Here is a 25,856-nt window from a genome sequence, read left to right on the forward strand (position 1 = left end):
GGGTGGACCTGACCCCGATCAGCACTCCCAGGGGGCGGCCGGAGCGCAGCGTCACACCCAGCCGCCCCCTGTGCGCCCCGTTGAGTGCACCGTTTCCGGGAAGAACCCCTCATGTTCTACACACGGGACGAATGGAACACCGGCTACGCCCAAGGCAGCCGCTATCGCGGGCTCAGCGACAGTGAGCGCTCGCTGCTGGCCACCCACGCGCCGGCGCCGGCCGACGGGAGGGCTCTGGATGTGGGGTGCGGGGTGGGTGAACTCGCCGCCCACTTGAGGGCCGTCGGCTACATCGTGGACGCCGTCGACTGGTCCGAAGCCGCTCTCGCCGACGCCGGCACCCACCATGGCGAGGCGGCTAGATGGCTCCGCCTCGATGTCGAAAGCGACGACTGGGCGCCCCTCGCCGACGGATACGACCTGATCACGCTGCGGTTCGTGGCTCCATTCCTCAACTCCCGCGACCGCACGCTGTGCGCCCTGGGGCGCCGTCTGCGCCCCGGGGGCGCCCTCGTCGTCATCACACCGCTCGCCACCGATACCCCGGCCGAGCGGCGCGGTATCGCACTCGGCGAAGCCGAGCTCACAGCACTCCAGGCCCGCTGGTCCACCTCCGAACGCTACGACACCGAAGGGCTGGCCTTCGTGATCCTGCGTGGCCCGGGGACGGACGAGGCCCCCCTGCAAGTCGGTTCCCCGGTCGCCGGAGCGCAGAGCAGTCCGTCCGGCACGGGGAGTCCCGGGGCGGCCGGGGCCACGTCGCCCCGGCGGCATGACTTCCACCTCTTGGGACGCTCTTACGGGCAGGTGGAGTCGGGCCGGAAGACGATCGAAGTGCGCGTCCGCACTCCCGTGAAGGCGACCGTGGAGGTCGGGGACACGGTCGTCTTCCACGACCAGGACAGCGGTCGGGAGCTCGACATCATCGTCAAGCGGGTCAGCCGGTACGCCTCGTTCGAGGAGCTGCTCAGCGCGGAGGACCCCGCCCGCATCGATCCAGACGGGCCGCGCGAGGAACTACTGACCAGCCTGCGCACCATCTGTCCGGCGGCCGATGAGTCTCTCGGCCCCGTCGCCTTCGAGTTCGACCACCGTCCCGCTCAGCCCGGCCGCCCCATGCCGATGACACCTTCGCAGTACGCGCCGACCGTCCCGCACCACACGGTGTACGGCTGCCTGTACGTACGCGACGAGCACGACCGGCCGGTACAGCTGCGCTCGGTCTACGGGTCCCGGCTCTGGCAGTTCCCGGGCGGCAACCTCGACGCGCAGGGGGAAGACCCGCTGCAGACCGCCCGCCGCGAAACCGTGGAGGAGACCGGCCTCGAACTCGGCCTGGGCACACCGAAGCTGCTCCTCACCCACTTCCTGCACGCCGGCGGCTCCCGGATGCCGCTGAACAAGATCGGTCTCATCTTCGACGGAGGCCGGCTCGGCACGGACCAGCTCCGCCGGATCCGCCTTGATCCCGCCGAGCACGACATGTGGGCCATCCACGACCTCGCCGGCTGGCGGGAGTTGATGACGCTGCGGGCGTTTGTCCGCCTCGACGCCGTCGAACGAGCCCGGCGCGGCGAAGGCCCCGCGTATCTCATCACGCACACCTGACCGTGTCGCGCCTTCCACCGAGGAGACACCGTGCCCTCCGAGGACATCAACACCCAAGCCTGGACCGTCTACGGCAAGCGCCAGCTGGCCCGCGCCTACACACCGCCCGTTCCCGACCACATCTGCTGGACGCCCTGGGAGGGGGCCGGGCCGGGAGCTGAAGTCCTGGGCGACGTCACCGGCCGGCGTGTCCTGGACATCGGCTCGGGCGCCGGTCACCATGCCGTGCATCTCGCCCAGGCCCACGGCGCGCGCGTCACCGGGGTCGAGCTGTCCCCGACCCAGCACGAACGCGCTGTCTCCACGCACGCGGCCGTGTCCGGCGTGGAATTCGCGCACGGGGATGTGGCCGACTACCTCGCCGAGGCCCGACCGTTCGATGCCGCCTACGCCATCGGCACCCTGGCATTCATCGATCCCCACCGCGTACTGCCCGCGTTGCACGACGGTTTACGCCCCGGCGCGCCGCTCATCCTTTCGCTCCTGCACACCGACGTGGACGGCCGTGAACCGTCGCCGGAGGTGGCACCGCGCGAACAGACCATCCTGTTGCGCGACGACCCGCCCCTGCCGACCCAGATGTGGGTCCTGGCACCGCAGTTGTGGTGTGACCTGCTCACCGAGTACGGCTTCCGCGTCGAGTCCGTCGATCTGCTGCACCACCCCGATGAGGGCGCCCCCATCGTCCAGCAACTCATCCGGGCCCGCCGCCTGCCAGACCGGCCAGTGCGAGTTTCCAGCCGCCCACTCAGCGCCGACACCCGCCAGTAGTGCATGCGGCCGTAGGTGTCGGTGCGGTCCTCCTCAGCGAGCAGGGACTGCTTCAGGTGGTAGGGGTGGCGGGCTGTGCAGGGCCGAGGTACTGCACGGTGCTCGTCTCGCAGTGCGGCTGGAGCAGGGTCTGCAACTCGTCGGTCGCTGTCTTGAGCAGGTGCCCGTCGCGCGTGGCGGCGACGGTCTCCAGCACGAAGGCGACATGGGTGGAGCCGTCGGTGACCCGGGTGCGGTGCGCATCGCGGTGGTTCCAGTGCCTGGTGAGCACGTCGGTGGTGTCGGTGTAGATGATCTCGCCCGGCTTGGGGTTCTCGGTGGCGTCGGGTTCGCCGAGCGGGGTGAAGGTCTCGGTGCCGTCGGCGTAGCGGATCTCGACGTCGCCGGTGACGTGGTCGAGGTCGAAGGCGCCGGCAGGCAGGCCGTGGCGGACGGAGACGGCGTTGTAGGAGTCGACGGCCGGGTTGATGCGGGGCAGGGCGCCCTTCTTGGCGAGGCGGCGGCCGAGTGCGTCGACGCTGGGCCGGATACGGCGGGGGTTGGTGCCGAAGGAACGGTAGGCGGTGTGCCATGCCGCTATGCGCGGGTCGGTCTCGTCGGCGGGCTGCCAGGCGCCGGCGGCGAGCTGTTGTTCCAGGTTCTGCAGGGCGGTGGTGGTGGCGGGCCAGGATTCATGGCCGCGCAGACCTGCGCCGGTGACGACAGCGATGAGGGTGTCGGGGAAGGCGTCCGCGACGGCGGCGCTGATGCGGAAGGTGGTCATTGGGGGGTCCGTTCCAGGGTGGTGCGGGCGGGAGGGCGCGTCAGGATGTCCAGGTGCCCATGCGGCCCAGGCGGCGTAGTTGCTGGGCTGCGGTGGGCGCGTCCAGGCCGGTGCCGCGTTCGGTGAGCCGGCGGGCGTTACCGGTGCGCTGCTCGACGGGCTTGTGGTCGTCGTACTTGAACTTCGCCCGTACCTCCGTGACGTCCAGGCGCAGGCCGCGGATGGCGGGCAGCATCCGCCCGTAGGGTGGCTGGTCGACCTCGATGGGGGCGTGGTCGCCTTCGGGCTGGAAGTGGATCATCTGGTGGCGCAGCAACCGTGCCTTGGCTTCGGGGTCGTCGATGATCGTGGCCCGGCCGGTGAACTGGACGGCTGCGTAGTAGCTGGTCGGGACACCGTCGGTGGGCGGGATGTCGGGCTTGGCGCGCCAGGGGCCGGGGATGAAGGCGTAGTCGCTGGTGACGGTGAAGGTGACGTTCGGGTCGGCCTCGACCGTCTTCCAGACCGGGTTGGGGCGGGCGAGGTGGATCAGCAGGGTGCTGCCGTCGGCGGTGAAGTGGGTGGGCACGACCACCGGCGCCTGGCCGGGCAGGCCGTTGACGCTGAGGATGCCGAAGTCGTGGCCGTCGGCGATCCAGGACTGCCACTCGGCGTCGTCCAGGGCGGCGTCCCAGGGTTGGATGAACATGCGCGAGTCCCTCCGGGTGGGGTGCGAGGTCAGGTGAGGGCGAGGAGGCTGACGGCGACGGCCGCGGTGCCCAGGCCGATCAGCTGGCCGCGGTGGATGCGTTCGGCGAGGACGGCGCGGGCCAGCAGGACGGTGCCGACCGGATACAGGGCGATGATGACGGCGACGACGGCCAGGTCGCCGCTGCGGGCGGCGAGCAGGAACAGCAGGTTGGCCACCGAGTCCAGCACGCCGGCCGTCGCCGACATCGCGTACGCCGGCTTCTCCGGGCCGAGCCGCCGGTACATGAGTCCGGCGGCAGCCAGGGTGACGGCGGAAGAGACGGCGCGGCCGATGATCAGCGGGCCGACGCCGCTGTCGGAGGGGGCCTGGTGCAGGAAGACCAGTTGCAGGGCGATGGCGGCCCCGGCGCCGAAGGCCAGCAGCAACGCGGTACGCGAGGGGCGGGCCGACTTGGCGCCGTGTCCGGCGCTGACCAGCACCACCCCCGCCAGCGCCAGCGGCAGACCGATCAGCCCGGCCAGACCCAGGTGGTCGCCCTGCAGCAGCCCGACGCCGACCGGCAGCATCGCCGAGACCAGCGCGGTGACCGGGGACAGGACATTCATCGGGCCGATCGCGAGTGTGCGGTAGAGCAGGGCGAACGCGGCCGCCGACGCCACACCGGACGCGGCGCCCCACGCGAGGGTTGCGGGGGCGAAGGAAGCACCGAGGAAGGGCCACAGCAGCAACTCGACGGTGAGCGAAGCCGGGGCGGCGATCATCACGGTACGCAGGACATGGGCCTTACGGGCCCCGAGGCCGCCCAGGAAGTCGGCACATCCGTAGGCCAGGGAGCTGCCCAGGGCCAGCAGCAGAGCGATCACGGGTACATCCCTTACTATCAACGGAACGACTACACCGTACAACGCACCGACCGCCGTTCGTCAACCGAACGACCGTGTGGTGCAATCCACTGAACCACCCTGGAGGGTGAGGGGATGACCGAGACCGAGGCGGCCCTGCGGACGCTGGCGCACAACGTACGCGCGGCCCGTACCCGCGCCGGGCTGTCCCTGGACGAACTCGGCCGCCGCGCCAAGGTCAGCAAGGGCGCCCTGGTCGGTCTGGAGAAGGCTCAGGGCAACCCGAACTTCGCCACCCTGGTCCGTCTCGCCGACACGCTCGGCGTGTCCGTATCGGCCCTGATGGAAGGCCACACCGAAGAACGCGTCCGGGTGGTGGGCGCCGACGCCGTCATGCCCTTGTGGAAGGGCGCGCGTGGCAGCGAGGCCCGGCTCATGCTGACCACCAGCGGTCCGGCGGCCACCGAGGTCTGGCGCTGGACACTCGAACCCGGTGAGGAGTACCCCAGCCACCCCCACCAGGCGGGCGTGACCGAAACCGTCAGCGTCACCGCAGGACGGATGACACTCGTCGTCGACGGCACCGAGCACCCTGTCGAAGCCGGTCAGACCGCCACCTTCGAGGCCGACACCCCTCACACCTACCGCGGCGCGGGCGCCGAAACCTGCCACCTGATCATGACCGTCCACCTGCCCCCGGGGCCCGCGTAGCCGGTGCCCCGTACCCCCGAAGCCCAAGCCCGCCCTCCCGTACCACCGTTCACGGAGGCCGACGCGCTCGCCAAGGTGCAGGCCGCCCGTGTGGGGATTGTGCCGTTCAACAGTTTCGTGATGTTGGTGGCGGTGAAGACCCGTACGGCTCCCCGAGCAGCGCGTCGGACGCGCTCAACAACGCACTCCGCGGCGTGTGGCCGCATGCCCTGGCCTTTCCTGGCCGGGATCGCAGGACAAGGGCAGCAGGACGACGACACAGGGGGCTCTGAGGTGTCCGCGATGGACAGCGCGGCCTGACCGTACAGTAGACGCCGATACGACCGGGCCTTGACGAACCCCGGTGGCCCTCGCACGGCACATGATGAACGGCGAGAACCGGCCGGACGCCCTGCCCGCCGCGGCCGGCCTCGACTCGCTCGCCCGCACTCGGCCAACTGACGTGGAGCCGCTCATGACCACCGCACAGGATCTCGCGATCGTCGCTCTGGGCATGGCACCCCGCCTCCCCGTGGAGCAGGGCGACTTGTCGCTCGCGCTCGCCGGAGCCGAGGTGCTCGACCTCATGGAGGCCAACGCCCTCGTCGTCGACGGCGACCGCATCCTGCCCAGCGCCCAGGCACCCACGGGGGACGGCCTCCTGGACCAGGCCGCCGGGGCGCTCAGGCGACAGGAACCGTACGAGTCGGTCGAGGACTGGCTGTGGCGCAGGGGCCGAGGGCTCTCCACGGCATACGTCGACGAGCTGGAGCGGGCGGGGCTGGCGGCCCGGCCGCGGGGCCGCCGGATCCCGCTGCGGACCGGGCACACGGACCTGGTCGACTCGGCGGCCCGGACCCGTGCCGAGGCCCGCTGGGCGGCGGGCGAACCCGTGCTCGCCGCCCTGGCGTCCGAGGCAGGAATCCGCGACGAGCCGGTCGAGGACACACCGCAACTCGTCGTTGATGCGGTCGCGGTGGTGCTGGCCGCCGTCGGGGGCGCCGTGCAGGAGCTGCGAGCCGTACGCCAGCGTAGGGCGATCGAGGACGCGGCGTTCGACAACGTCTGGCGCGGCTACTAGGCGAGATGAAGGAGTACCGCCAGGCCCCGTTCACCCAGGACGGGGTCATTGCACCGAGGCTCCGCCGTACCTCGCACGGGCTGGAGCGGTTGCGACAGGACGGCACAAACCAGTCGCCGGAGTCACACGGGAACGCGTTGGCTCGGTTGCCCTCGTCCGGCGTCGACTGAGGTCTATGGCTGGAGGTCGCGCTGGTACCAGGTGCCGGTCTTACCGCCGAGATCGGCTGCGGTGGCCGGACCGACCGGAACGAACCCGGCCTTGCCCAGCACCTTCCGGGACGCGGCGTTGTCGTGGGAGGTGGCCGCCCGCAGTGTGCGCAGCCCGTGCCGCGCCGCAGCTGTCCGGCACAGCTCCCGGACGGAGTTGGTCGCCACGCCACGGCCGGCCACCTGCTGAGCGACCCGATAGCCGAGTCTGGCAGTGCCGTCCTCGATGTCGTACAGGTTGAACCGGCCCACAACCGAGCCGTCATCAGCGACAAGCACGTAGAAGGCACAGATGCCGGCCTCTTGCTCAGCCAGCGCGGCGCTGTGCCGGTCGGGGAACTGGTCGAAGAACTCGTCGCCGCGGTCGGAAATCGAGGCAGCGAAGTAGGCACGGTTCGCCAGCTCGAAGGCCAGGACCGCTGGGGCATGGTCAGTACGCAGTCGCTTCAACTCGGGCACCGCCCGACTCTACCCAGACGGTGCGCTGAGGGCCCCCGAGTTTCGCCGGCAAGGGGCGGGACTACCGCAACCTGCGGCAATGGCCCGGCAGTCGGCACCTCACGCACGCCTGGCCCGACGCGACACCGAGCCCTCCACCGGCCCGGGCCCTCACCGATATTGGAGAAGGCCGAAGGCCCGGGTACGCAGCCTCAAACCCGGGGCCGCGGTCGCGGCGTCCGGCCGGCAAGCCGGACGTCGCGACTGCGCACGTCAGGCCGGCGAGGTGACCGGCCGGCCGAAGTGCCGGGCGAAGAACCGGAGCGCGCTGTCCGCCTCGAACCGGGGCAGCTCCTTGTGCCTGCCCGAGTTCACGTGCAATGACTTCTCCTTCGAGGCGAAGGCGTCGAACAGCGCAAGACCCTCCTCGCGCGAGATGTGCTCGTCGTCCCACTGCAGGTCGAACTCGATCGGGATGGTGATCTGCTCCGCCTTCTCAGCCAGGGCATCGGGCCAGTGCTGGCCGAAGACCGCGGCGCTGATCCTGGGTTCGGTGGCCACGAACGGTATGCCGATCGCGGTGCCCATGTTGATGCCCCAGAAGCCGACCGGGCCGCCGGTACCGATCTCCGGGAGTCCCTGGAGGGCGTCCAGGACCGCTTGGTACTCGGGCACGGCGCGCTCCGCCAGGTGCGCGTTGTAGCGCACGACGACCGGGCCTTCCGGCTCGCCCGCCGCCCGTGCCCGGAACAGCTCGGCGATCTCCGCCTCGTCGTGCGTCGTGCGCGGCCGGTCGCCGTGACCGGGTGCGTCGATGACGGCTACGTGGAAGCCGCAGCCAGACACGAGGAGACGGGCGCGGCCGGACATCGCCGGATGTTTCTTGTGGTTGCCGCCGCCGTGGGCCATCAGAATCAGGGGCGCGTGATCGGCTGCGCCGGAAGCCGGCGACCAGAGAACGCCGGGGACGTTGTCCACGGTGAAGTCGCGCTCAGCCACGCCGTTTGACGACGACTCGGCGGCGAACTGCAGAGAGTGCATAGGTGTTGCCTTCCGGGAGTGCCTTGTTGTCGAGGCGCTCCCGACGACACCTACGTCAATCGCCGGCCGTGATGGGGAAGGAGGAGCACCCATGTTGATACAGCGTTCACGGGTCTCACCTCCTCGGGCGGTGTCACGGTCGACTGCAAGCTACCAGCCCGGTAAATACCCCTCAACCCTTTTCCCGCCACGTCGTCACGGCTCCGGTCAGGCCCCGGGACACCCGTTCACCACCGACTCGAAGAGCCTCAAGGCCGGCCCTCGGAGGCTCGGCGAACTGTTCGGCCGCCCATGATCGTCATCATTTGTGAGAAGCCGCGAAGAGGCAGGCCCTGAAAAAGACCGAGGGCCCTGCTTCACTTTCGTGAAACAAGGCCCTGACCTGCGACAATGGAGCAAGCTCCCGTCGGGACGACAGGATTTGAACCTGCGACCCCTTGACCCCCAGTCAAGTGCGCTACCAAGCTGCGCCACGTCCCGGTGCCCGTCTGACCTGGGGTTTCCCCTGGCCTGACCTGCATGAGAACCATACCCCAACTCCGACCGCCGGACCGACTCCGCCATAAGGGACGGCGATGGGGAGACAATCAGCGGATGAACGAGAAGAGCGACGGCTCGCGCGACACCGCGAGGGACCGCGACGCGGAGGGCCGGGCACGCAACGCCCGGCCCCGGGACGGGCTCGGGCGGCCGCTCCCGTACGGGGCCGAGGGTGTGGAGCGGCAGCCGGAGGGGGTGACGCGTACTCCCGCGGAGACCGTGCGGGAGGCGCAGCGGCTGCTCGACGCCGGGATGCCCTTCCACGCGCATGAGGTGTTCGAGGATGCCTGGAAGGCGGGGCCCGAGTCGGAGCGCGCGCTGTGGCGGGGCCTTGCGCAGCTGGCCGTCGGGCTGACGCATGCCGCTCGCGGCAATAGCGCGGGCGGTGCGCGGCTGCTGCTCCGGGGTGCGGGCGGACTCGCCGCGTACCCCGAGCCCATGCCGTACGGGATCGACATCGGCGGCCTGACCGCCTGGGCCGAGCAACTCGCGGACGGGCTCCGGGAACCGGTCGACGCGAGGGCTTCGGCCCCGCGCCTGACCGGCGCCTGACCAGCTCCCTTCCCTCCGCCTCTCTCCGGCCTGCCTCCGACCGGCCCGGCGGCGCCGACGGGTCCGCGCCCGGTCCGCTGTTCGACCCGGCGGGCGCCGGACGTCGTGGGCATGCGTCAGACTCGGCGGGTGAGAAAGATCTATGTGATCGGCATCGGTGCGGGCGACCCGGACCATCTGACGATTCAAGCGGTCAAAGCCCTCAACAAGACGGACGTCTTCTTCCTTCTCGACAAGGGTGCGGAGAAGTCCGATCTGATCCGGCTGCGCCACAACATCCTGCAGGAGCACATCGGGCACGGCCGCGGCTACCGTCTCGTAGAGGCACGGGATCCCGACCGGGACCGCGTAGCCGGGGGTTCCGGGTACGCCGCGGCCGTCGACGACTGGCGGCGGGCGCGTGCCGGTATCTACGAGCGCATGATCACGGAGGACCTGGGCGAGGACGAGTGCGGCGCGTTCCTGGTGTGGGGCGATCCCGCTCTGTACGACTCCACGCTCGCCATCCTCGAAGAGGTCCTGGAGCGGGGCGCGGTCGCCTTCGACCATGAGGTGGTTCCCGGCATCAGCAGTGTGTCGGCGCTGGCGGCCAGACATCGCACCGGACTGAACCGGGTCGGGCGGCCCGTGCAGATCACCACCGGGCGGCGGCTCGCCGAGGGGTGGCCCGACGGTGTGGACGACGTCGTCGTCATGCTCGACGCACAGCAGGCCTTCCGTCACCACGTCGACGAGGACCCGGTGATCCACTGGGGCGCCTATCTGGGCACCGAGGACGAGATCCTGGTCTCCGGACGGCTGTCGGAGGTCGCCGGGCCCATCGAGGAACTGCGGTCGGAGGCCCGCGCCCGGAAGGGCTGGATCATGGAGACGTACCTGCTGCGCAGAGACCAGCACAAGGACTGATACAGGGACAGGCAGGAGCAGACCCCACGGCACACTCAGTGACGCACTCCATTATGCAACTTGTTGCACAACGGGCGGCGGCTGGTCTAGAAAGAGCTGACCACCACTGCGCACCGGAGGCGCCGGATGAGCCCGTACCCCCACCTGCTGAGCCCCCTCGACCTCGGCTTCACCACGCTGCCCAACCGTGTCCTGATGGGATCGATGCACCTCGGGCTCGAAGAGGCACCCGACGGCTTCGAGCGGCTGGCCGAGTTCTACGCGGCCCGCGCACGCGCCGGTGCCGCGCTCATCGTGACGGGCGGAATCTCCCCCAACGAACAGGGCAGGTCGCGCGACGGCGGCGCCAAGCTGACCACCGCGGCGGAGGCCGCACAGCACGCTCCGGTGACCGCGGCGGTCCACCGGGCGGGCGGCCGGATCGCGATGCAGATCCTGCACTCCGGCCGGTACGCCTACCAGCCCGGCCTGGTGGCGCCGAGCGCGATCCAGGCGCCGATCAGCCCGTTCACTCCGCACGCCCTCACCGACGACGAGGTCGAGCAGACCATCGAGGACTTCGTACGGGCGGCCGGGCTGGCCCGGAGCGCCGGGTACGACGGCGTCGAGATCATGGGCTCCGAGGGCTATCTGATCAACGAGTTCATCGCGGCGGAGACCAACCACCGCGAGGACCGCTGGGGCGGATCGTACGAGAACCGCATCCGGTTCCCCCTGGAGATCGTCCGCCGGGTGCGTGAACAGGTGGGGCCCGACTTCATCCTCATCTACCGGCTCTCCATGCTCGACCTGGTCCCGGGCGGCTCCTCGGAGGACGAGGTGATCGCGCTCGCCCAGCAGATCGAGGCGGCCGGCGCGACCATCATCAACACCGGAATCGGCTGGCACGAGGCCCGGATCCCCACCATCGTGACCTCGGTGCCGCGTGGTGCGTACACCTGGGTGACGAAGAAGGTCACGGGCGCGGTCAGCATTCCCGTGATCACCAGCAACCGGATCAACACCCCTGAGCTGGCCGAGGAGTTGCTGGCCGGGGGGTGCGCGGACATGGTCTCGCTCGCCCGCCCCTTCCTGGCCGATCCGGAGTTCGTCGCGAAGGCCGGGCAGGGCCGCTCCGACACCATCAACACCTGCATCGGCTGCAACCAGGCCTGTCTCGACCACACCTTCAGCGGTCTGATCACCTCCTGCCTGGTCAACCCGCGGGCCTGCCGTGAGACCGAACTGGTCCTGTCGCCGACCCGGCGCCGCAAGCGCGTCGGTGTGGTCGGGGCCGGGCCCGCCGGGCTCGCCTTCGCCGTGTCGGCTGCCGAGCGCGGCCACGCGGTGACGCTCTTCGACGCCGCGGACGAGATCGGCGGGCAGCTGAATGTGGCGCGGCGGATACCGGGCAAGGAGGAGTTCAACGAAACCCTGCGCTACTTCCGGGTCCAGCTCGCACTGCGCGGTGTCGATGTCCGGTTGAAGACCCTGGTCACGGCGGAGACGCTCACCGCTGAGGGCTTCGACGAGATCGTGCTCGCCACCGGAGTCGTGCCGTATACCCCGGAGATCCCCGGCCTCGACCACCCCAGCGTCGTCAGCTACCTGGACGTCCTGCGGGACGGCGTACAGGTGGGACAGCGTGTCGCGATCATCGGAGCCGGCGGGATCGGCTTCGACGTCGCGGAGTTCCTCACCGACAGCGGCGAGTCGGCGAGCCAGGACTCGGAGGTCTTCTTCCGGCAGTGGGGCGTCGACACCGAGTACAGCGCGCCCGGCGGTCTGCGCACCCCGGTCCGGCCGGCCTCGCCGCGTACCGTGTATCTGCTCCAGCGCAAGACCGGCAAGGTCGGTGCCGGGCTCGGGAAGACGACGGGGTGGGTCCACCGGACGGAGCTCAGGCACCGCGGCGTCACGATGGTCGCGGGCGCGACGTACGAACGGATCGACGACGAAGGCCTGCATGTAACGGTCGACGGCGCCGCGCAGGTGATCCCCGTCGACACGGTCGTGCTGTGCACCGGTCAGGAACCGCGCCGTGAGCTGTACGAGTCGCTGTGCGCCGCCGGCCACCGGGTGCATGTGATCGGAGGCGCCGATGTGGCGTCCGAGCTGGACGCCAAGCGGGCCGTACGCCAGGGGACCGAACTGGCCGCGAGCGTCTGAGCCACCGTCCTAAGGGCTGTCCCGCAATTCCTGGTGGATCAGCGCGCGGCGTCAGATGCGGTGCATCGCAAGGCGGAGGGACGTCCGCATACTGGATGTATGTGGACGTTCCGACAACGCGGCGAGGTGCCGTAGCTGTCGTCGCGCGCCCGCCGGGAATTGCGGGACAGCCCTTAGCCACCGCATCGCGGCCGCGCCCGGTGGCGCGATGCGGCAGCCCCCGGTGTCCCGGTGCGGCGGCTCCCGGTCTGGATCTCTCTAGGATGCCCGCATGTCCCTCCCGCACGCGATCCTCACCGCCCTGCTCGAAAAGCCGTCGTCCGGGCTGGAGCTGACCCGACGGTTCGACAGGTCGATCGGTTACTTCTGGTCGGCGACGCATCAGCAGATCTACCGCGAACTGGCGAAACTGGAGCAGTCCGGCTTCATCCGCCCGCTGCCGCAGCAGCCCTCGCGGGGGCGGAGGCGGGAGTACGAGGTCCTGCCCGAAGGGCGCGCGGAACTGACGGCCTGGGTGGCCAGACCGGAGGATCCCCGAACGGCACGCGATCCCCTGCTGCTGCGGCTCCGGGCGGCTGCCATGGTGGGGACGCACGGCCTCGGAGCCGAGCTGACGCGCCACCTCAGGCTGCACGAGAAGCAGTTGGCGGAGTACCTGGCCATCGAGGAGCGGGACTTCTCGCGCCCCGGCCTGCCCCCGGAGGACCGTCTCCAGCATCTGGTGCTCCGGGCCGGAATCGGTCTGGAGAAGTACTGGACAGAGTGGCTCACGGAGGTACTGGCGGAGTTCACCGACCACTGATGCCGGTCCGGCCCGGGCCGACGCGTGACGCGGCGGCGGCCGGACGCACTCCCCCGACCCGATTCATGTGATTTTCACGCAGTCCGGCTACGGTGGCGGCTGTGACCCAGATGAGCCCGCCCGGATGGCACAGAGACCCCGGGTATACAGGAATAGGCCCTGTCCAGGAACGCTGGTGGGACGGCGCCCAGTGGACCGACCAGCTGCGTATGCCGCCTGCCGCGACCCGGCGGCGCCGGTTGCGGATCGGCGCCGCGGTCACGGCCGCCGTGGTGGTCCTGGCGGCCGTCGGAGGCGGCATCTATCTGCTGAGCAACGGATCGGGCTCCGGGCACACATCGGACGCGGCGACCGCCCCGTCCACGGCGCCCAGCCGCCCCGGGACGCCGGGCGGCGGTGACGGGAGCGGTCAGAACGGCGGCGGCAGCGGCGGTGACCAGGGCCCCGGGCAGGCACCGCAGACCGAGGACGGCTACGCCACCGACGCGGCCAGCGGGATCAGCATCCCGGTGCCGAAGGGCTGGACCGGCCAGTCGGGGACCGTCGGGGCCGGCGTGACCATCGGCAAGTACACCTGCCCGGACGGAGCCGGCGCGAACGGCAAGGCCGCACAGTGTGTGCGCGGCGGGGTGTTCTCCGAACCGGCGCTCGCCCTGAAGATCTCGGCGACCGACCCGGAGACCGCCGCGAAGAAGGACATAGCCGGCAATGCCAAGGAGTCGTACGGGGAGTCCTCTTCGGGGATCACCTCGCACCAACTGCTGAAGTCCGAGGCCGTCACGGTGGCCGGCCGGCAGGGCTATCTGGTGCGCTGGAAGGTGGTGACGGAGAAGGGTGACGACGGGTACGTCCAGTCGCTGGCTTTCCCGTCACCGGGGGCCGACGGAATGCTGATCGTCGTCCGCTCCGGCTTCGACATCAACTCCAAGGCGCCCGCGCTCTCCGTCATGGACCAGATCACCAAGGGGATCAAGGCGGCGCCCACTTCGGGGACCGGGTCGGGCCAGGGCGCCTGACCTGCACCCTGGCACCCGGCCTCTCAGGTCAGGTCAGGGAAGTACGAGCCAGTCGGCGGCGACTGCGGCCACCAGGCCCACGCACAGCAGCCAACTGGCGATCCTGGTACGGCCGCTGCGGCTGAGTTCGATGACCACACCGCAGAGGATCAGTGCCATCCCGTAGTCGGCCACGACCAGCAGGGACGACCGGCTGGTGATCCGTTCCGCGAGCACCAGCGCGACGGCGGCCATCATGACGGATGCCACCGCTATCCGTATCCTCCGGGCCTGACGAGGCGTCAGGCCCGGCTTTCCGGGCTCGGTCAGGTCCGTGTCCACCGCTTCGCTCTGGTCAGGAGTGCTCATGAGCGGGAATCGTAACGGAGGGCGCGGGCGGTCGGCGCCGACGCAGCCCGGTCCGGTTCCGGCGAGCGGCCCCTGACGCCGTCGGACAGGGCGGATTTCTCCGCCGCTGCGGCCTCCCGGGGCGGGCCGGGAGATACTGGCCGGGCTGAGTTCACGGAGGCGCCGGTCTCCACTCCCCCGTATCGAGGTGGCCGACGCCATGACCCTGCGCTACTTCCGAGAGAACGGCCTGCTCGTTCTGGAGACGGACCGGCTCGTCCTGCGTGAGCAGTCGCCCGCCGCGGCCGCTGTGCTCGCCGAGGGCGACACGGCAGGACTCGACTGGCTCGACGCGGCTCCGGGCAGCGGGACACAGATCGCCGGGAAGATGGTGGCGATGGCCGCCGAAGCCGGGGCGCACCTGCCCGGGTGGGGGCTGTTCGTGATCCAGCGCGCCCGCGACGGCGTCGCGCTGGGCGGGATCGGATTCCACGGGCCGCCGTCCGAAGGCGCGGTGGAGATCGGCTACGACCTGACGGAGTCGGCGCGGGGCGCGGGCTGGGCGACGGACGCGGTGATCGCGCTCACCCGCTGGACCTTGCGGCTCCCCGCTGTGCACACGGTGCTGGCCACGACGGACCCGGGCAATCTGCCCTCGCAACAGGTCCTGCTCCGGGCCGGGTTCACCCGGCGCGCCGACCTGGACGGGTTGTGGGCGTACGAGCTGACCGCCGCCTGACCTGCCGGGTCGGCCGCATTCCATCCGCCGGCCACCCGCTGGCCCTGTCGTCACCGGCTGCCCGCAACGCCGACCACGGGCTGCTGCCCAGTGTCTTCGCCGGGCCCTACGTGGAGCTCAAACCGGATCTCGCCTTCGTCGTCGACGACGGCAGCGGCCTCGCCGTCGGGTACGTCGTCGGCACCGCGGACACCGCGCGGTTCGTGGAACGCTTCCGTACGGAGTGGCTGCCCGAGGTCGCCGGACGCTACCCGGAACCGGCCGGGCCGCCGCGGACACCGGCCGATCAGATGGCCGTGCTCCTGCACCGCCCCGAGCGCATGCTGGTGCCCGAAGTGGCCGCGTACCCCGCCCATCTGCACATCGATCTGCTGCCCGGCCATCAACGAGCCGGGTGCGGACGGGCGCTGATGACGCGGTTCCTCGGCACGCTGGCGGAGCACGGCGTGTCCGCCGTCCATGTGGGTATGGTCACGGCCAACACCCCGGCGCGAGCGTTCTACGACCGGCTCGGGTTCCACGAGATCCCGGTGCCGGACGCGGGCCCGCTGACCTACCTCGGCCGTGGCACCGGCGACCATACGTCCGTCCACCCGCCTACCCTGGCACGATGACCACCGAACCCGCCTCGGCCCCGCCCGGCTCCCCGGCGGCCGCCCGATGAGTATCGAGATCCGGCCCTTCCAGCCCTTCGACCTGCCGGGCATGTACCGGGTGTGCCTGCGCACCGGTGACTCGGGCGGCGACGCCACCGCGCTCTACCACGACCCCGATCTGCTGGGCCATGTGTTCGCCGGCCCCTACCCGGCCGCCGATCCGGGCCTGACCTTCGTGGCCGCGGACGCGTTCGGGGTCCTCGGTTACGTGGTGGCGACCGCGGACTCCGCCGCGTACGAGAAGTGGCGGGAGCACCACTGGTACGCCCCGCTGCGGCTGCGCCACCCGGAGGCCATGGCGGACGATCCGGGCGACGGCAGCCGGGACTGGCAGCTGGTGGCGCAGCTCCACCGGAAACCGCTCGCCGAAGGCGACCCGCTGTACGAGAGCCATCCCGCGCATCTGCACATCGACATCCTGCCGCGCGGCCAGGGCGCCGGGCTCGGGCGGCGTCTGATGTCGGCCCTGCTGGAAGCTCTGCGGGCACGCGGGGTGCGGGGGCTGCACCTCGGGGTGGGCGGCGGAAACCCGGGAGCACGCGCCTTCTATCTGGCGCTCGGCTTCACCGAGGCCCGGCGGCACGACTGGGGTTCGGTGATAGTGCTGGATCTGCGGGACGGGGCGGCCCGGCGCAGCAGCACCTGAGCGCCGGCCAGTGCGGTCGCGCCGATCACAAGCCGCTCGAAGAGCCGCCGGCCGATCGCGTGCACACAGGTCAGGGACCGTCCTCGGACGGCCCCTGACCTGCCTCGTGCTGCTCGGGAGAGCGCTTAGCCCCGCAGAGTCACCGAGAAGCCGTGGCCCGTGGAGAGCGACGGCGTCCTGATCTCGGTCACGCCGGTGGCCGGGTCCGTGTACCAGCCGGACTCGGCCGCCGCGAACGCCTTCGCGGAGTCCAGCCGGGGCAGCTTGCCGCCCGCCATGGCCACCTTGGACGGTGCGTCCTTGGCGTGCACCGTGAAGGTGTACGAGCGGGAGGCGGGCTTGCCCGTGTAACTGCCCACGCTTTCACCGACCTTGATGGTCGTGGCGCCCTTGCCGTGCGTGGGGGCCTTCACCTGGAGGTGCTGGGTGGCCGACGAGCCCTCCGCGAATTTCCGCGTCACGCCGTCGTCCTCGTACAGCGTGTAGTCCGTGGTGCCCTTGGGGTAGATGTCGTAGTCGAGTTCGCTCTTGTCCCGGGTCTCCCAGGACGTCGTGCCCTTGGGCCACATCGGCACGATCGAGCCGCCCTTGACGAACAGCGGGAGGGTGTCGAGCGGCGCCTTGTAGCCGTTGACCGTGGTCGGGCCCTGGTAGGTCTTGCCCGTCCAGTAGTCGGTCCAGGTGCCCTTCGGCAGGTAGATGCCGTTGCGGACGTCGGTGTCGCTGTAGACGGGCGCCACCAGGAAGTCCGAGCCCGACATGAACTCGTACTTCGCGTCGGCCCCGAGCGTCGCCGGGTCGTCCGGGTACTCCAGCGACAGCGGGCGCACCGATCCGACGCCGGTCTTCGTGGCGTCCTTGGACAGCGTGTACATGTACGGCAGCAGCCGCTCCTTCAACTGGAGGTACTTCCGGTTGATGGAGGTGTACGGCTCACCGTCCAGCCAGGGCTGCTGGTCGTGCGGCTTCTTGGTGGTGATGTCGCTGGCCCAGCCGTCCATCGTCATGATGGCCGGCAGGAACGCCTTCCACTGGAGGTCACGGGCGTACATCTTGGGGTCGTGGCTGTAGATCGAGCCGACGTCACCGGTGTTGTACGCGATGCCGGACAGGGTCGCACCCGCATAGGTGGGAATCTGCCAGCGCAGGTAGTCCCAGGACAGCTTCTGGTCACCGCTCCAGAGCACTCCGCAGCGCTGGGCCCCGGCCCAGGAGACCGGCAGCCAGACGAAGCCGCGGGCGTCGCTGTTGTCCTCGATACCGGCCTTGGCCTGGTCGCAGGCGTCGAGCGCCATACCGTAGCCGTTGCCGACCCACGCGACGTCCAGCTTGCGGACGCGCACTCCGGCCTTGGCCTCCTCGGCCTGGTTCGGCAGACCGTTCTGGGTCCAGAGGCCGAGCTGGGCGTGGTCCTTGTTCAGCCCCTCACCGGTCTGCGGCAGGTTCTCGTAGCCGCAGCCGTAGCCGTCGTTGACGAGCATCCAGCCGAGCGGCATCTGGTTCTGGTTGTAGCCGTCCGCGATCTTGAGCGAGTCCAGGGTGTGGCGCTCGCCCCGGTTCGCGTTGTGCAGATAGCAGTCGGAGTCGCCCGGCTCAAGGCCGTACACCGGCGGCATGAACGGCTTGCCGACCAGCGAGGTGTACTGGCCGATCACCGACTTGGTGTCACCGGTGAAGTAGTAGGCGTCCAGGCGCCGTTCCTGCTGACCGGTCCTGACCGGTGAGCCGAAGTCGTACACCCCTGCCGTCATGGTGTTGCGGAAGACTCCGTATCCGGCACTGGAGATGTAGAACGGCTGGGAGTTGTTGTAGCCGCCCTCGTTCCAGTTGGTGTTGTTGCCGACGTTCATGACCTGGTCGCGGTGGGAGAAGCTGCCGTTCTGCTCACCGCCGCCGAAGAACTGCTCCTTGGCTCCGCGCTTCAGACTCTGCCGCATTCCGCCGGACGTCCAGCGCAGCGGGTCGGCCTCCGCCCAGATCACCGTGCGGTTGTCCGCCTTGTACAGGGCGAACGTCAGCGGCTTCTTGTAGACGCGCAGCACGACGCCCTTCGACCGGATCCCGTAGTAGGAACCGGCGTTGAAGGCGGAGGTGTGCGACTGGACCACCGGCTGCTTCTGGATCATGTGGCTGCCCGCAGGACCGGAGAGATCCCCGTCGGGGGACGCCTGGAGCCGCATCGTCTCGTCGGTGAAGAAGGAGGCGCGCGCCTTGAGGTCACCGGCCGCGATGTCGTAGGTGCCGTGCGATCCGCTGAAACCGGTCAGCTTGCCCGCGTCGGTGGGCTCCGGGAGATACGCCTTGCCGGTGAAGGAGTTGTTGTGCACGTCGTACGGGACGACCACCACGTGGTACGTGCCCGACGCCTTGGGGATGACCGTCGCCTCGGGGTCGGCGGTCCCGGCGCTCGACGCGACCTGCTTGTTGTCCTTGTCGTAGATGTACATGTCGAAGTCGTCGGTGGGGGTCTGCCACTGGATGGAGACCGGGACTCCCCCCTCGGGGTTGTCGTCCCATTGACCCGCCGGCGGGTTGACCGTCAGATCGAACCGGGCGCACTTGGCCTGGTCCGGATCGTCGGCTGTCGTACCGCACTTGTCGGGAGCGTCGACGGTGCCCTTGGCGTAGACGGGGCTCTGCCAGGTGACGCTCTTCGTCCCGCTGTCGAGGACCCCCGACGGAGTCGCGGCCGCGTGTGCCTGGGACGCCGGGACGGTCAGGGTGGTGAGGGCGAGTACCAGCGCCGACACCGCGGCGGCCGCGCCCTGCCGGGGGCGGCTTCTGAGGATTCGCAAGGAGTGTTCTCCGTTCGTACCGAACAGCAAAATGTGCAATGTCTGCGCAGACATGCTTGGAACACTGGTATTTCGAGCATCACAATTCACCTTGCGGTCAGTACATGTCAACGTTTCGGCGCGATCCGCACCCCTCGTCCGAGGCGGCCCCGGCCCGGGTCTCGCCCCGGTCACCGAGACCGGGGAGCGTGGACCGCCTCCCTCAAACGGCCCTTTATTCAACAGAGTTGGAGAAACCAAGGTCACCGTCAGCACTTTTTGCACAACTCTTGACGTGGCACACGCGCGGAGGAACGATCCAACCCATCAGAGAGCGCTCCCAACCCCATTCGCTCTTCACTTCTTGAAGGCTCAGCGTCGAGCCACCAACCGCGGGAGATTTCCCCATGCTTGTTCCCCCCACAGCACGCAGGAGAAGGATGTCGGTGGTGGCCGCGGCCGCGCTCGCTGCCGCCCTGCTCGTCGTCGCCCCGTCGAAATCGCACGCTGCCGAACTGCCCGGCGGCGGCGACCTCGGCCCGAATGTGCATGTATTCGACCCGTCCACCCCCGATATCCAGGGCCAGTTGGACTCGGTGTTCAAACGGCAGGAGTCGGCGCAGTTCGGTACCGGCAGGGATGCCTTCTTCTTCAAGCCGGGTAAGTACAGCAACATAAACGCCCAGCTCGGCTTCTACACCTCGATCGCCGGTCTTGGCCTCTCCCCCGACGACACCGACATCAACGGCGACGTCACCGTGGACGCGGGCTGGTTCAACGGCAACGCCACGCAGAACTTCTGGCGCTCGGCGGAGAACCTCGCGCTCACGCCGGCGAACGGCACCGACCGCTGGGCGGTGGCCCAGGCCGCGCCGTTCCGCCGGATGCACGTCAAGGGCGGACTCAATCTGGCCCCCGACGGCTACGGCTGGGCCAGCGGCGGCTACATCGCCGACAGCAAGATCGACGGGACGGTCAGCCCGTACTCGCAGCAGCAGTGGTACACCCGGGACAGCTCGGTCGGCGGCTGGGCCAACGGCGTCTGGAACATGGTGTTCTCAGGCGTGAAGGGCGCACCGGCCCAGGGCTTCCCCGACCCCACGTACACCACCCTGGACACCACTCCCGTCTCCCGCGAGAAGCCGTTCCTGTATCTGGACGGCGACGACTACAAGGTCTTCACACCGGAGAAGCGCACCAACGCCAGCGGCACCACGTGGGAGAACGGCACGCCGAAGGGTGACTCGATCCCGCTGGACCAGTTCTACGTGGTCAAGCCCGGCGCGACCGCGGCGACCATCAACCAGGCGCTGGACCAGGGGCTCAACCTCCTCTTCACGCCCGGCATTTACCACGTCGACCAGACCATCGACGTGAAGCGGGCCAACACGGTGGTGCTGGGTCTCGGATACGCGACGATCGTCCCCGACAACGGGGTGACGGCGATGAAGGTAGCCGACGTGGACGGCGTCAAGCTGGCCGGTCTGCTCATCGACGCGGGCACGGTCAACTCGGACACGCTGCTCCAGGTCGGGCCGGAGGGCTCGTCCGCCGACCACTCGGCCAACCCGACCACCGTGCAGGACGTCTTCGTCCGGATCGGCGGCGCGGGGCCGGGCAAGGCCACCACCAGTATGGAGATCAACAGCAACGACACCATCGTCGACCACACCTGGCTCTGGCGTGCCGACCACGGCGACGGCGTCGGCTGGGAGACCAACAGAGCCGACTACGGGCTCACGGTCAACGGCGACAACGTGCTGGCCACCGGGCTGTTCGTCGAGCACTTCAACAAGTACGACGTCCAGTGGAACGGCGAGAACGGCAGAACGATCTTCTTCCAGAACGAGAAGGCGTACGACGCCCCCGACCAGGCCGCCGTCCAGGACGGTGCCACCAAGGGGTACGCCGCCTACAAGGTCGCCGACTCGGTGAACACCCATGAGGGCTGGGGTCTCGGCAGCTACTGCAACTTCACGGCGGATCCTTCCATCCAGCAGGACCACGGCTTCGCCGCCCCCGACAAGACGGGCGTGAAGTTCCACGATCTGCTGGTCGTGTCACTGGGCGGGAAGGGCCAGTACAACCACGTCATCAACAACACCGGCTCCGCGACCTCGGGGAGCTCGACCGTGCCGTCCACCGTCGTCTCGTACCCGTGAGCGCCGAAGCTCAGGGAGTGTCCGGGCGGCCGCTGCTCTCCGCGTAGTACTGGAGATCCTGGACCTGGACCTGGCTCCGCACCGGGTGGCGCGAGGTCACTTCCGCCACCGTCCGGCCGTCCCGGCGCACGGTGGCCGCGCTCCACCCCGTGTGCAGCGGCGCCAGGGTGGACCGCACACCGGCCGGCACCGGGCGGCTCTGCCGGTCGGTGCCGACCACGGTGTCCAGGACGGCGGGCGCGGTCAGGAAGGTCAGCGCTTCGACCGTGTCGCGGGGTGCGGCGGTACCGGGGCGCGGGCTCATCAGCTTCTGCTGCACCCCGGGCGACGGCTGGGTCCCGGCGAACTGGACCCGTGAGGTCAGATAGACCGTGTCGCGCACGATCCTGGGCCACTGCCCCGTCTTGAAGCGGGTGAGGTAGTACGAGGACAGGTCGAGATATACGTAACCGTTGTGCAGCGACGGTGCGAACTGGCTGCCCTCGGAGTAGTCGTTCCAGGTGGTGAGCTGGACCCAGTCGGCGCCGTCGTCGATCGCATGGCCCCAGCCGGACCGCAGTGTCGCGGTGTTGCCTGCCTCGTCGTACACCCCCTGGTTGGGCCTGGCGTCCTGGACCGAGACCGGCTGCATCCAGGTCTTGCCCAGCCGGTGGGCCAGAGCGACATCGGCGGTGGCGCCCGCCTGCGCGGTGTAGCTGCGGTTTCCCCACTCCGAGAAGCCGTAGCTGATCGGGGCGAACCGCTCGGCGTTCGCGGTGAAGTCGAGGAACAGCGGGACCAGGGCCGTCCGGACGGCGTGGTGTGTCCGGAGCCGCGTGGTCAGCTGCGACCACCAGCCGGGATCGTGCGCCTCCGCCTTGAAGGGGGAGATCACCAGCCGTCCGTCGCCGAGCCGGTGGGCGGCCGGTGAGGCGGCGAGACCGGCCAGGGCGTCCGCGAGCGTCGTGGGGTCGGTGTGCAGCGACGTCATGTCCGGCATCAGCATGATGCGGAACCCGGGCGCGGCCGAAGCTGCCGCTTCGAGCAGGAGGTTGACCCGCTCCCAGTTCGGGCCGGTCAGCGAGAGGATGTCGACGCTGAACCCGTCGATGCCCGCAGCCCTGGCGGTGCGCACCTCCTGTTGGAGGTTGCCGAGCTGCCAGTCGCCGCTCCGGGGCGCGACGGGCAGCGGCCGGTCCCGCAACAGGCCGCCGTACGGGGCGTGTTTGCCGTTTTCGCCCCGCGCGGTCAGATAGTTGCGGCTGTAGTAGTCCTGCCCGGCCGGCTCGTTGTCCAGGGACAGCGGATACGGCGTGAAGTAGTGGGCGAACACCAGGTGGTGGCCGGTTCGCAGTGTCGCGGACGAAGGCAGGTCGAAGGGCAGCTCCTTACCGGTGACGCGCTCCGGCCGTGGAGTGAGCGTCCCTGCACGCCCTGCCGGGCCCTGCGCGGAGGGTGCGTCTGCGGGTGCTCCGCCGGCGGGCTTCCCGTCCGCCCCGAAGGGCGACCAGGCCATACCGCTCCCGGCCAGCAGGCAGATCAGCAGCAGGCCGAGCACCAGACCGCCTCCCGGCAGCAGGACGCGCCGCCCGGTGGCTCTGCGGCGGTGGGGCGCCAACGGTCGTTCCGGCGCTTCGGCCATCGTCGTTCCTTCCCGGAAGGCCGCCCGCACTGCGGGGGTTGGGCAGTAGTAGAGCGGAAATGCGGCTCCGGGACAACCGGGGGTCCGTCCAGAACGGGGCAGTACGTAGCCGTTCGGGCCGAATGACACGAGGCCAACACCGCTTCGACACAGGGCCTCCCGATACACGCGGGGGCCAATCGGTCGCAACGTTTACGTAAACGGCATTGTGCGACCTGAAGTTTGTCGTACTGTTCCCTGTTGCGACTCCAGTTCGTCGATCGGGGAATCGACGAACCGGACGAACCAGTCAACACGTGCCGGGGGGGTACATGTGGCATGTCCGAACGCCTGAGACCAGTGCGTCCGACATCAGCACTTCATCAGGCGCGGTCCCGCATGGGATGCGCCTGAAAGCACCGTGGTACCTGCCGACGGCGCTGCTCGCCGACATCGCGGCGACAGCGCTGCCGGTAGCTCTCACGTTCCGCGCCCAGGGGCAGCCGTACGCACTCCGGTCGGCGGCCGTGACAGCGCTCGCCTGGCTCGGGGTGCAGTCGCTCCGGCACCGTTACGCCAAGCGCGCCCTGGGCGAGTCCCGGGGTGCGCTGCCCGTCCTGCACGACTGGCTGATCCTGCTGGGTGTACTGGCCGTGGTCCGCAGCGCGGCCGAACTGCACCACCCGCCGCTGCTGTGCCTGTTGGTGCTGATCCCGTCCCTGCTGGCCACGCTCGTCTGCCGCCGGGCGACCTACCGGCATCTGGCGGCGGCCCGGCGCAAGGCGCAGGTCGTGACCCGGGTACTGGTGGTCGGCGAACCGGCCGCCGCCGACGAGGTCGCCGGCCATCTGGCGGGCCGCACCGACCACCCGTACGTCGTGGTCGGCATCGTGGCGGTCGGCGTGGGCACGGTGGACAGCGGCTCGCGGCTCGCGGGGCGGCTGGCCCGGCGCGCCCCGGCCGCCACCGCCGACGACACCGTGCCGCTGCTGGGTGCCGCACGCGAACTGTCCGCCGACGTCGTCCTGGTCGCACCCGGTGCGGGCATGTCGGGCGAGCGGCTGCGGAGGCTGTCCTGGGCGCTGCACGACGCCGGGGTCGAACTGGCCCTGGCCCCGGGCCTGGTGGAGATCTCCGTCAAGCGGATGGAGCCCGCGTCGGCCGCCGGGATGGCTCTGCTGCGGATCGTGCCGCCGGTGCGCCGGGGCGCCCAGCCGGTGCTGAAATCCGTCATGGACCGGGCGGGCGCGGGCCTGGGGCTGCTCTTTCTGTCGCCGCTGTTCCTGGTGATAGCCCTTGCGGTGCGGCTGAGTTCGGCGGGTCCGGTCTTCTACCGGCAGCAGCGGATCGGCCAGGGCGGCACGCCGTTCGTCATGTGGAAGTTCCGCACGATGCGGCTGGGCGCGGACGCCCGCAAGGCCGAGCTGGCGTCGGCGAACGAGACCGACGGGCCGATGTTCAAGATCCGCCGGGACCCGCGGGTCACCCGGGCCGGGCGGCTGCTGCGCCGGACGTCCCTCGACGAACTGCCCCAGCTGATCAACGTGTTGCTTGGTGTCATGTCCCTGGTCGGCCCACGCCCGCCGCTGCCAGAAGAGGTCGCGCTCTACAACGAGACGGAGGCCAGGCGGCTGGCCGTGCGGCCCGGGATGACCGGCCTCTGGCAGGTCAGCGGCCGGTCCGACCTCTCCTGGGACGAGGCCATCCAGCTCGATCTCCAGTACGTCGACAACTGGTCGTTCACCAGTGATGTCGATGTGATGGCCCGTACGCTCCGCGCCGTCGTCGACGGCCGCGGTGCGTACTGACCGGCCGCCGTCCATGCGGACCGGAGCCCCGGTGTACCGGGCGTCAGCCGCGCTGCCACGCGGCGTACGTGTCGGCGATCCCGTCGCGCAGCGCGACGCCCGGTTTCCAGCCGAGCGAACTCAGCCGGGTGATGTCGAGCAGCTTGCGCGGTGTGCCGTCGGGATTGGAGGTGTCCCAGCCGATCCGCCCCTGGAATCCGGTCACTTCGGCCACGGCGGCGGCGAGTTCACGGATCGTCAGGTCGGTGCCGCAGCCGACGTTGACAGGTGCGTCGCCGTCGTACGAGCGGAGCAGCAGCGCGCAGGCGGAGGCCAGGTCGTCGACGTGGAGGAACTCACGGCGCGGGGTGCCCGAGCCCCAGAGCACCACCTCGTCGCGGCCTTCCGCGCGGGCCTCGTGAAAGCGGCGGATCAGCGCCGGCAGGACGTGCGAGGTCTCCAGGTCGAAGTTGTCCCCGGGTCCGTAGAGGTTCGTCGGCATGGCGGAGATGTAGGCCGCCCCGTACTGCCGCCGGTACGACTGGATCTGCACGATTCCGGCGATCTTGGCCAGAGCGTACGCCTGGTTGGTGGGCTCCAGCGCTCCGGTCAGCAGGGAGTCCTCGCTGATCGGCTGCGGGGCGAGCTTCGGGTAGATGCAGGACGAGCCCAGGAAGAGCAGCCTGCCGACGCCCGCCGCGTGCGCCCCGGCGATCACGCTCAGCTGGATCTGCAGGTTCTCCTCGATGAACTGGACGGGGTACGTGCTGTTCGCCATGATGCCGCCGACCTTGGCCGCGGCCAGGACGACCGCGTCGGGGCGGGTCTCAGCGAGGTAGCGCGCGGTGCCGTCGGCGTCGCGCAGATCCAGCTCGGTACGGGTGCGGGTGAGGACCTGGTAACCGTCGGCGGTGAGCCGGCGGGCCACTGCCGATCCGACGAGGCCGCGGTGGCCGGCGACGAATATACGGGCGCGGGCCGGCAGGAACAGCGATTCAGTCATGCGCCGGATCATGCCAGGACGAAGCCCGTCACCGTGGCCAAGATGCTGACTTATTTCCTGAACC

At 69.9% G+C, this 25,856-nt stretch carries 23 protein-coding genes and 1 tRNA gene; 14 read left to right on the top strand and 10 right to left on the bottom strand.

The window, feature by feature from the left end; translation table 11 throughout:
- Window positions 1-111 precede the first annotated feature (111 nt).
- Complete coding sequence (locus OG452_RS03045; protein ID WP_327294042.1) at window positions 112-1,608, top strand: methyltransferase domain-containing protein; 1,497 nt, start codon at window positions 112-114, stop codon at window positions 1,606-1,608.
- Between the two features lie 30 nt (window positions 1,609-1,638).
- Entirely contained in the window at window positions 1,639-2,379 is a 741-nt protein-coding gene (locus OG452_RS03050) for a class I SAM-dependent methyltransferase (protein WP_327294043.1), read from the top strand.
- A gap of 52 nt (window positions 2,380-2,431) precedes the next feature.
- On the opposite strand, the gene OG452_RS03055 is transcribed toward OG452_RS03050, so the two are convergent.
- From OG452_RS03055 to OG452_RS03065, 3 genes are read right to left on the bottom strand one after another with little or no spacing between them, the layout of a single operon-like run.
- A complete protein-coding gene (locus OG452_RS03055; protein ID WP_327294044.1) occupies window positions 2,432-3,142 on the bottom strand; it encodes a B3/B4 domain-containing protein in 711 nt (236 codons plus the stop codon).
- A gap of 40 nt (window positions 3,143-3,182) precedes the next feature.
- Window positions 3,183-3,830 carry an FMN-binding negative transcriptional regulator gene (locus tag OG452_RS03060; RefSeq protein WP_327294045.1) on the bottom strand — a complete coding sequence of 216 codons (648 nt, stop codon included), beginning with the start codon at window positions 3,828-3,830 and terminating at the stop codon, window positions 3,183-3,185.
- Window positions 3,831-3,859: 29 nt separating this feature from the next.
- Window positions 3,860-4,696 (bottom strand): DMT family transporter, encoded by an 837-nt coding sequence (locus OG452_RS03065; RefSeq protein WP_327294046.1) that lies wholly within the window; start codon window positions 4,694-4,696, stop codon window positions 3,860-3,862.
- Window positions 4,697-4,810: 114 nt separating this feature from the next.
- Between OG452_RS03065 and OG452_RS03070 the strand changes: the two genes are divergently transcribed.
- The gene (locus OG452_RS03070) at window positions 4,811-5,386 is read left to right on the top strand and encodes a helix-turn-helix domain-containing protein (protein WP_327294047.1); all 576 of its coding nucleotides are present in this window, start codon (window positions 4,811-4,813) and stop codon (window positions 5,384-5,386) included.
- Between the two features lie 454 nt (window positions 5,387-5,840).
- On the top strand, window positions 5,841-6,446 hold the full coding sequence (locus OG452_RS03075; protein WP_327294048.1) for a GOLPH3/VPS74 family protein: 606 nt from the start codon (window positions 5,841-5,843) through the stop codon (window positions 6,444-6,446).
- Window positions 6,447-6,619: 173 nt separating this feature from the next.
- Here OG452_RS03075 and OG452_RS03080 read toward each other — a convergent pair whose 3' ends face one another.
- The 3 genes from OG452_RS03080 to OG452_RS03090 form a co-directional block, all read right to left on the bottom strand.
- On the bottom strand, window positions 6,620-7,114 hold the full coding sequence (locus OG452_RS03080) for a GNAT family N-acetyltransferase (protein ID WP_327294049.1): 495 nt from the start codon (window positions 7,112-7,114) through the stop codon (window positions 6,620-6,622).
- 252 nt (window positions 7,115-7,366) lie between these two features.
- Window positions 7,367-8,134 (bottom strand): alpha/beta hydrolase, encoded by a 768-nt coding sequence (locus OG452_RS03085; RefSeq protein ID WP_327294050.1) that lies wholly within the window; start codon window positions 8,132-8,134, stop codon window positions 7,367-7,369.
- Between the two features lie 406 nt (window positions 8,135-8,540).
- A tRNA-Pro gene (locus tag OG452_RS03090) sits at window positions 8,541-8,614 on the bottom strand.
- 114 nt (window positions 8,615-8,728) lie between these two features.
- Here OG452_RS03090 and OG452_RS03095 point away from each other — a divergent pair.
- The 5 genes from OG452_RS03095 (at window position 8,729) to OG452_RS03115 (ending at window position 14,098) form a co-directional block, all read left to right on the top strand.
- Window positions 8,729-9,226, top strand: coding sequence for a DUF309 domain-containing protein (locus tag OG452_RS03095; protein WP_327294051.1), 498 nt, complete (start codon window positions 8,729-8,731; stop codon window positions 9,224-9,226).
- A 129-nt stretch (window positions 9,227-9,355) separates the two neighbouring features.
- Window positions 9,356-10,132, top strand: a complete 777-nt coding sequence (cobF, locus tag OG452_RS03100) for a precorrin-6A synthase (deacetylating) (protein ID WP_327294052.1) — start codon at window positions 9,356-9,358, stop codon at window positions 10,130-10,132.
- 126 nt (window positions 10,133-10,258) lie between these two features.
- Window positions 10,259-12,280: an NADPH-dependent 2,4-dienoyl-CoA reductase gene (locus tag OG452_RS03105; RefSeq protein ID WP_327294053.1), complete on the top strand. Its 2,022-nt coding sequence runs from the start codon at window positions 10,259-10,261 to the stop codon at window positions 12,278-12,280.
- Window positions 12,281-12,551: 271 nt separating this feature from the next.
- Window positions 12,552-13,082, top strand: coding sequence for a PadR family transcriptional regulator (locus OG452_RS03110; RefSeq protein WP_327294054.1), 531 nt, complete (start codon window positions 12,552-12,554; stop codon window positions 13,080-13,082).
- A gap of 110 nt (window positions 13,083-13,192) precedes the next feature.
- Entirely contained in the window at window positions 13,193-14,098 is a 906-nt protein-coding gene (locus OG452_RS03115) for a DUF2510 domain-containing protein (RefSeq protein ID WP_327299489.1), read from the top strand.
- A gap of 33 nt (window positions 14,099-14,131) precedes the next feature.
- Here the strand turns inward: OG452_RS03115 and OG452_RS03120 are convergent, their stop codons facing one another.
- Entirely contained in the window at window positions 14,132-14,446 is a 315-nt protein-coding gene (locus OG452_RS03120) for a hypothetical protein (RefSeq protein WP_327294055.1), read from the bottom strand.
- A gap of 199 nt (window positions 14,447-14,645) precedes the next feature.
- On the opposite strand from OG452_RS03120, the gene OG452_RS03125 reads away from it, so the two are divergent.
- Genes OG452_RS03125 through OG452_RS03135 form a run of 3 tightly spaced genes read left to right on the top strand, consistent with a single transcriptional unit; the run spans window position 14,646 to window position 16,466 of the window.
- Window positions 14,646-15,164 carry a GNAT family N-acetyltransferase gene (locus tag OG452_RS03125; RefSeq protein WP_327294056.1) on the top strand — a complete coding sequence of 173 codons (519 nt, stop codon included), beginning with the start codon at window positions 14,646-14,648 and terminating at the stop codon, window positions 15,162-15,164.
- Between the two features lie 17 nt (window positions 15,165-15,181).
- Window positions 15,182-15,778 carry a GNAT family N-acetyltransferase gene (locus tag OG452_RS03130; protein ID WP_327299490.1) on the top strand — a complete coding sequence of 199 codons (597 nt, stop codon included), beginning with the start codon at window positions 15,182-15,184 and terminating at the stop codon, window positions 15,776-15,778.
- Window positions 15,779-15,824: 46 nt separating this feature from the next.
- On the top strand, window positions 15,825-16,466 hold the full coding sequence (locus tag OG452_RS03135) for a GNAT family N-acetyltransferase (protein WP_327294057.1): 642 nt from the start codon (window positions 15,825-15,827) through the stop codon (window positions 16,464-16,466).
- A gap of 125 nt (window positions 16,467-16,591) precedes the next feature.
- On the opposite strand, the gene OG452_RS03140 is transcribed toward OG452_RS03135, so the two are convergent.
- On the bottom strand, window positions 16,592-19,261 hold the full coding sequence (locus OG452_RS03140) for a glycoside hydrolase family 31 protein (RefSeq protein WP_327294058.1): 2,670 nt from the start codon (window positions 19,259-19,261) through the stop codon (window positions 16,592-16,594).
- A 386-nt stretch (window positions 19,262-19,647) separates the two neighbouring features.
- Here OG452_RS03140 and OG452_RS03145 point away from each other — a divergent pair, with 386 nt between their 5' ends.
- Window positions 19,648-21,402: a coagulation factor 5/8 type domain-containing protein gene (locus tag OG452_RS03145; RefSeq protein WP_405564547.1), complete on the top strand. Its 1,755-nt coding sequence runs from the start codon at window positions 19,648-19,650 to the stop codon at window positions 21,400-21,402.
- Window positions 21,403-21,412: 10 nt separating this feature from the next.
- Here the strand turns inward: OG452_RS03145 and OG452_RS03150 are convergent, their stop codons facing one another.
- Window positions 21,413-23,023 (bottom strand): endo-1,3-alpha-glucanase family glycosylhydrolase, encoded by a 1,611-nt coding sequence (locus tag OG452_RS03150; RefSeq protein ID WP_327294060.1) that lies wholly within the window; start codon window positions 23,021-23,023, stop codon window positions 21,413-21,415.
- Window positions 23,024-23,406: 383 nt separating this feature from the next.
- On the opposite strand from OG452_RS03150, the gene OG452_RS03155 reads away from it, so the two are divergent.
- Window positions 23,407-24,810, top strand: coding sequence for a sugar transferase (locus OG452_RS03155; RefSeq protein ID WP_327294061.1), 1,404 nt, complete (start codon window positions 23,407-23,409; stop codon window positions 24,808-24,810).
- Between the two features lie 43 nt (window positions 24,811-24,853).
- Here OG452_RS03155 and OG452_RS03160 read toward each other — a convergent pair whose 3' ends face one another.
- The gene (locus OG452_RS03160; protein ID WP_327294062.1) at window positions 24,854-25,792 is read right to left on the bottom strand and encodes a GDP-L-fucose synthase family protein; all 939 of its coding nucleotides are present in this window, start codon (window positions 25,790-25,792) and stop codon (window positions 24,854-24,856) included.
- Window positions 25,793-25,856 lie beyond the last annotated feature (64 nt).

Origin of the sequence: Streptomyces sp. NBC_01197, assembly GCF_036010505.1 — a bacterium.
Lineage (GTDB): Bacteria > Actinomycetota > Actinomycetes > Streptomycetales > Streptomycetaceae > Streptomyces.

What these genes read in the sequence shown, in the direction of transcription:
- OG452_RS03060 (WP_327294045.1), bottom strand. Translation starts at nt 3,830, where the DNA reads ATGTTCATCCAACCCTGGGACGCCGCCCTGGACGACGCCGAGTGGCAG.
- OG452_RS03085 (WP_327294050.1), bottom strand. Translation starts at nt 8,134, where the DNA reads ATGCACTCTCTGCAGTTCGCCGCCGAGTCGTCGTCAAACGGCGTGGCT.
- OG452_RS03055 (WP_327294044.1), bottom strand. Translation starts at nt 3,142, where the DNA reads ATGACCACCTTCCGCATCAGCGCCGCCGTCGCGGACGCCTTCCCCGAC.
- OG452_RS03115 (WP_327299489.1), top strand. Translation starts at nt 13,193, where the DNA reads ATGAGCCCGCCCGGATGGCACAGAGACCCCGGGTATACAGGAATAGGC.
- OG452_RS03155 (WP_327294061.1), top strand. Translation starts at nt 23,407, where the DNA reads ATGCGCCTGAAAGCACCGTGGTACCTGCCGACGGCGCTGCTCGCCGAC.
- OG452_RS03145 (WP_405564547.1), top strand. Translation starts at nt 19,648, where the DNA reads ATGCTTGTTCCCCCCACAGCACGCAGGAGAAGGATGTCGGTGGTGGCC.
- OG452_RS03135 (WP_327294057.1), top strand. Translation starts at nt 15,825, where the DNA reads ATGAGTATCGAGATCCGGCCCTTCCAGCCCTTCGACCTGCCGGGCATG.
- OG452_RS03150 (WP_327294060.1), bottom strand. Translation starts at nt 23,023, where the DNA reads ATGGCCGAAGCGCCGGAACGACCGTTGGCGCCCCACCGCCGCAGAGCC.
- OG452_RS03070 (WP_327294047.1), top strand. Translation starts at nt 4,811, where the DNA reads ATGACCGAGACCGAGGCGGCCCTGCGGACGCTGGCGCACAACGTACGC.
- OG452_RS03075 (WP_327294048.1), top strand. Translation starts at nt 5,841, where the DNA reads ATGACCACCGCACAGGATCTCGCGATCGTCGCTCTGGGCATGGCACCC.
- OG452_RS03160 (WP_327294062.1), bottom strand. Translation starts at nt 25,792, where the DNA reads ATGACTGAATCGCTGTTCCTGCCGGCCCGCGCCCGTATATTCGTCGCC.
- OG452_RS03105 (WP_327294053.1), top strand. Translation starts at nt 10,259, where the DNA reads ATGAGCCCGTACCCCCACCTGCTGAGCCCCCTCGACCTCGGCTTCACC.
- OG452_RS03125 (WP_327294056.1), top strand. Translation starts at nt 14,646, where the DNA reads ATGACCCTGCGCTACTTCCGAGAGAACGGCCTGCTCGTTCTGGAGACG.
- OG452_RS03110 (WP_327294054.1), top strand. Translation starts at nt 12,552, where the DNA reads ATGTCCCTCCCGCACGCGATCCTCACCGCCCTGCTCGAAAAGCCGTCG.
- OG452_RS03095 (WP_327294051.1), top strand. Translation starts at nt 8,729, where the DNA reads ATGAACGAGAAGAGCGACGGCTCGCGCGACACCGCGAGGGACCGCGAC.
- OG452_RS03120 (WP_327294055.1), bottom strand. Translation starts at nt 14,446, where the DNA reads ATGAGCACTCCTGACCAGAGCGAAGCGGTGGACACGGACCTGACCGAG.
- OG452_RS03045 (WP_327294042.1), top strand. Translation starts at nt 112, where the DNA reads ATGTTCTACACACGGGACGAATGGAACACCGGCTACGCCCAAGGCAGC.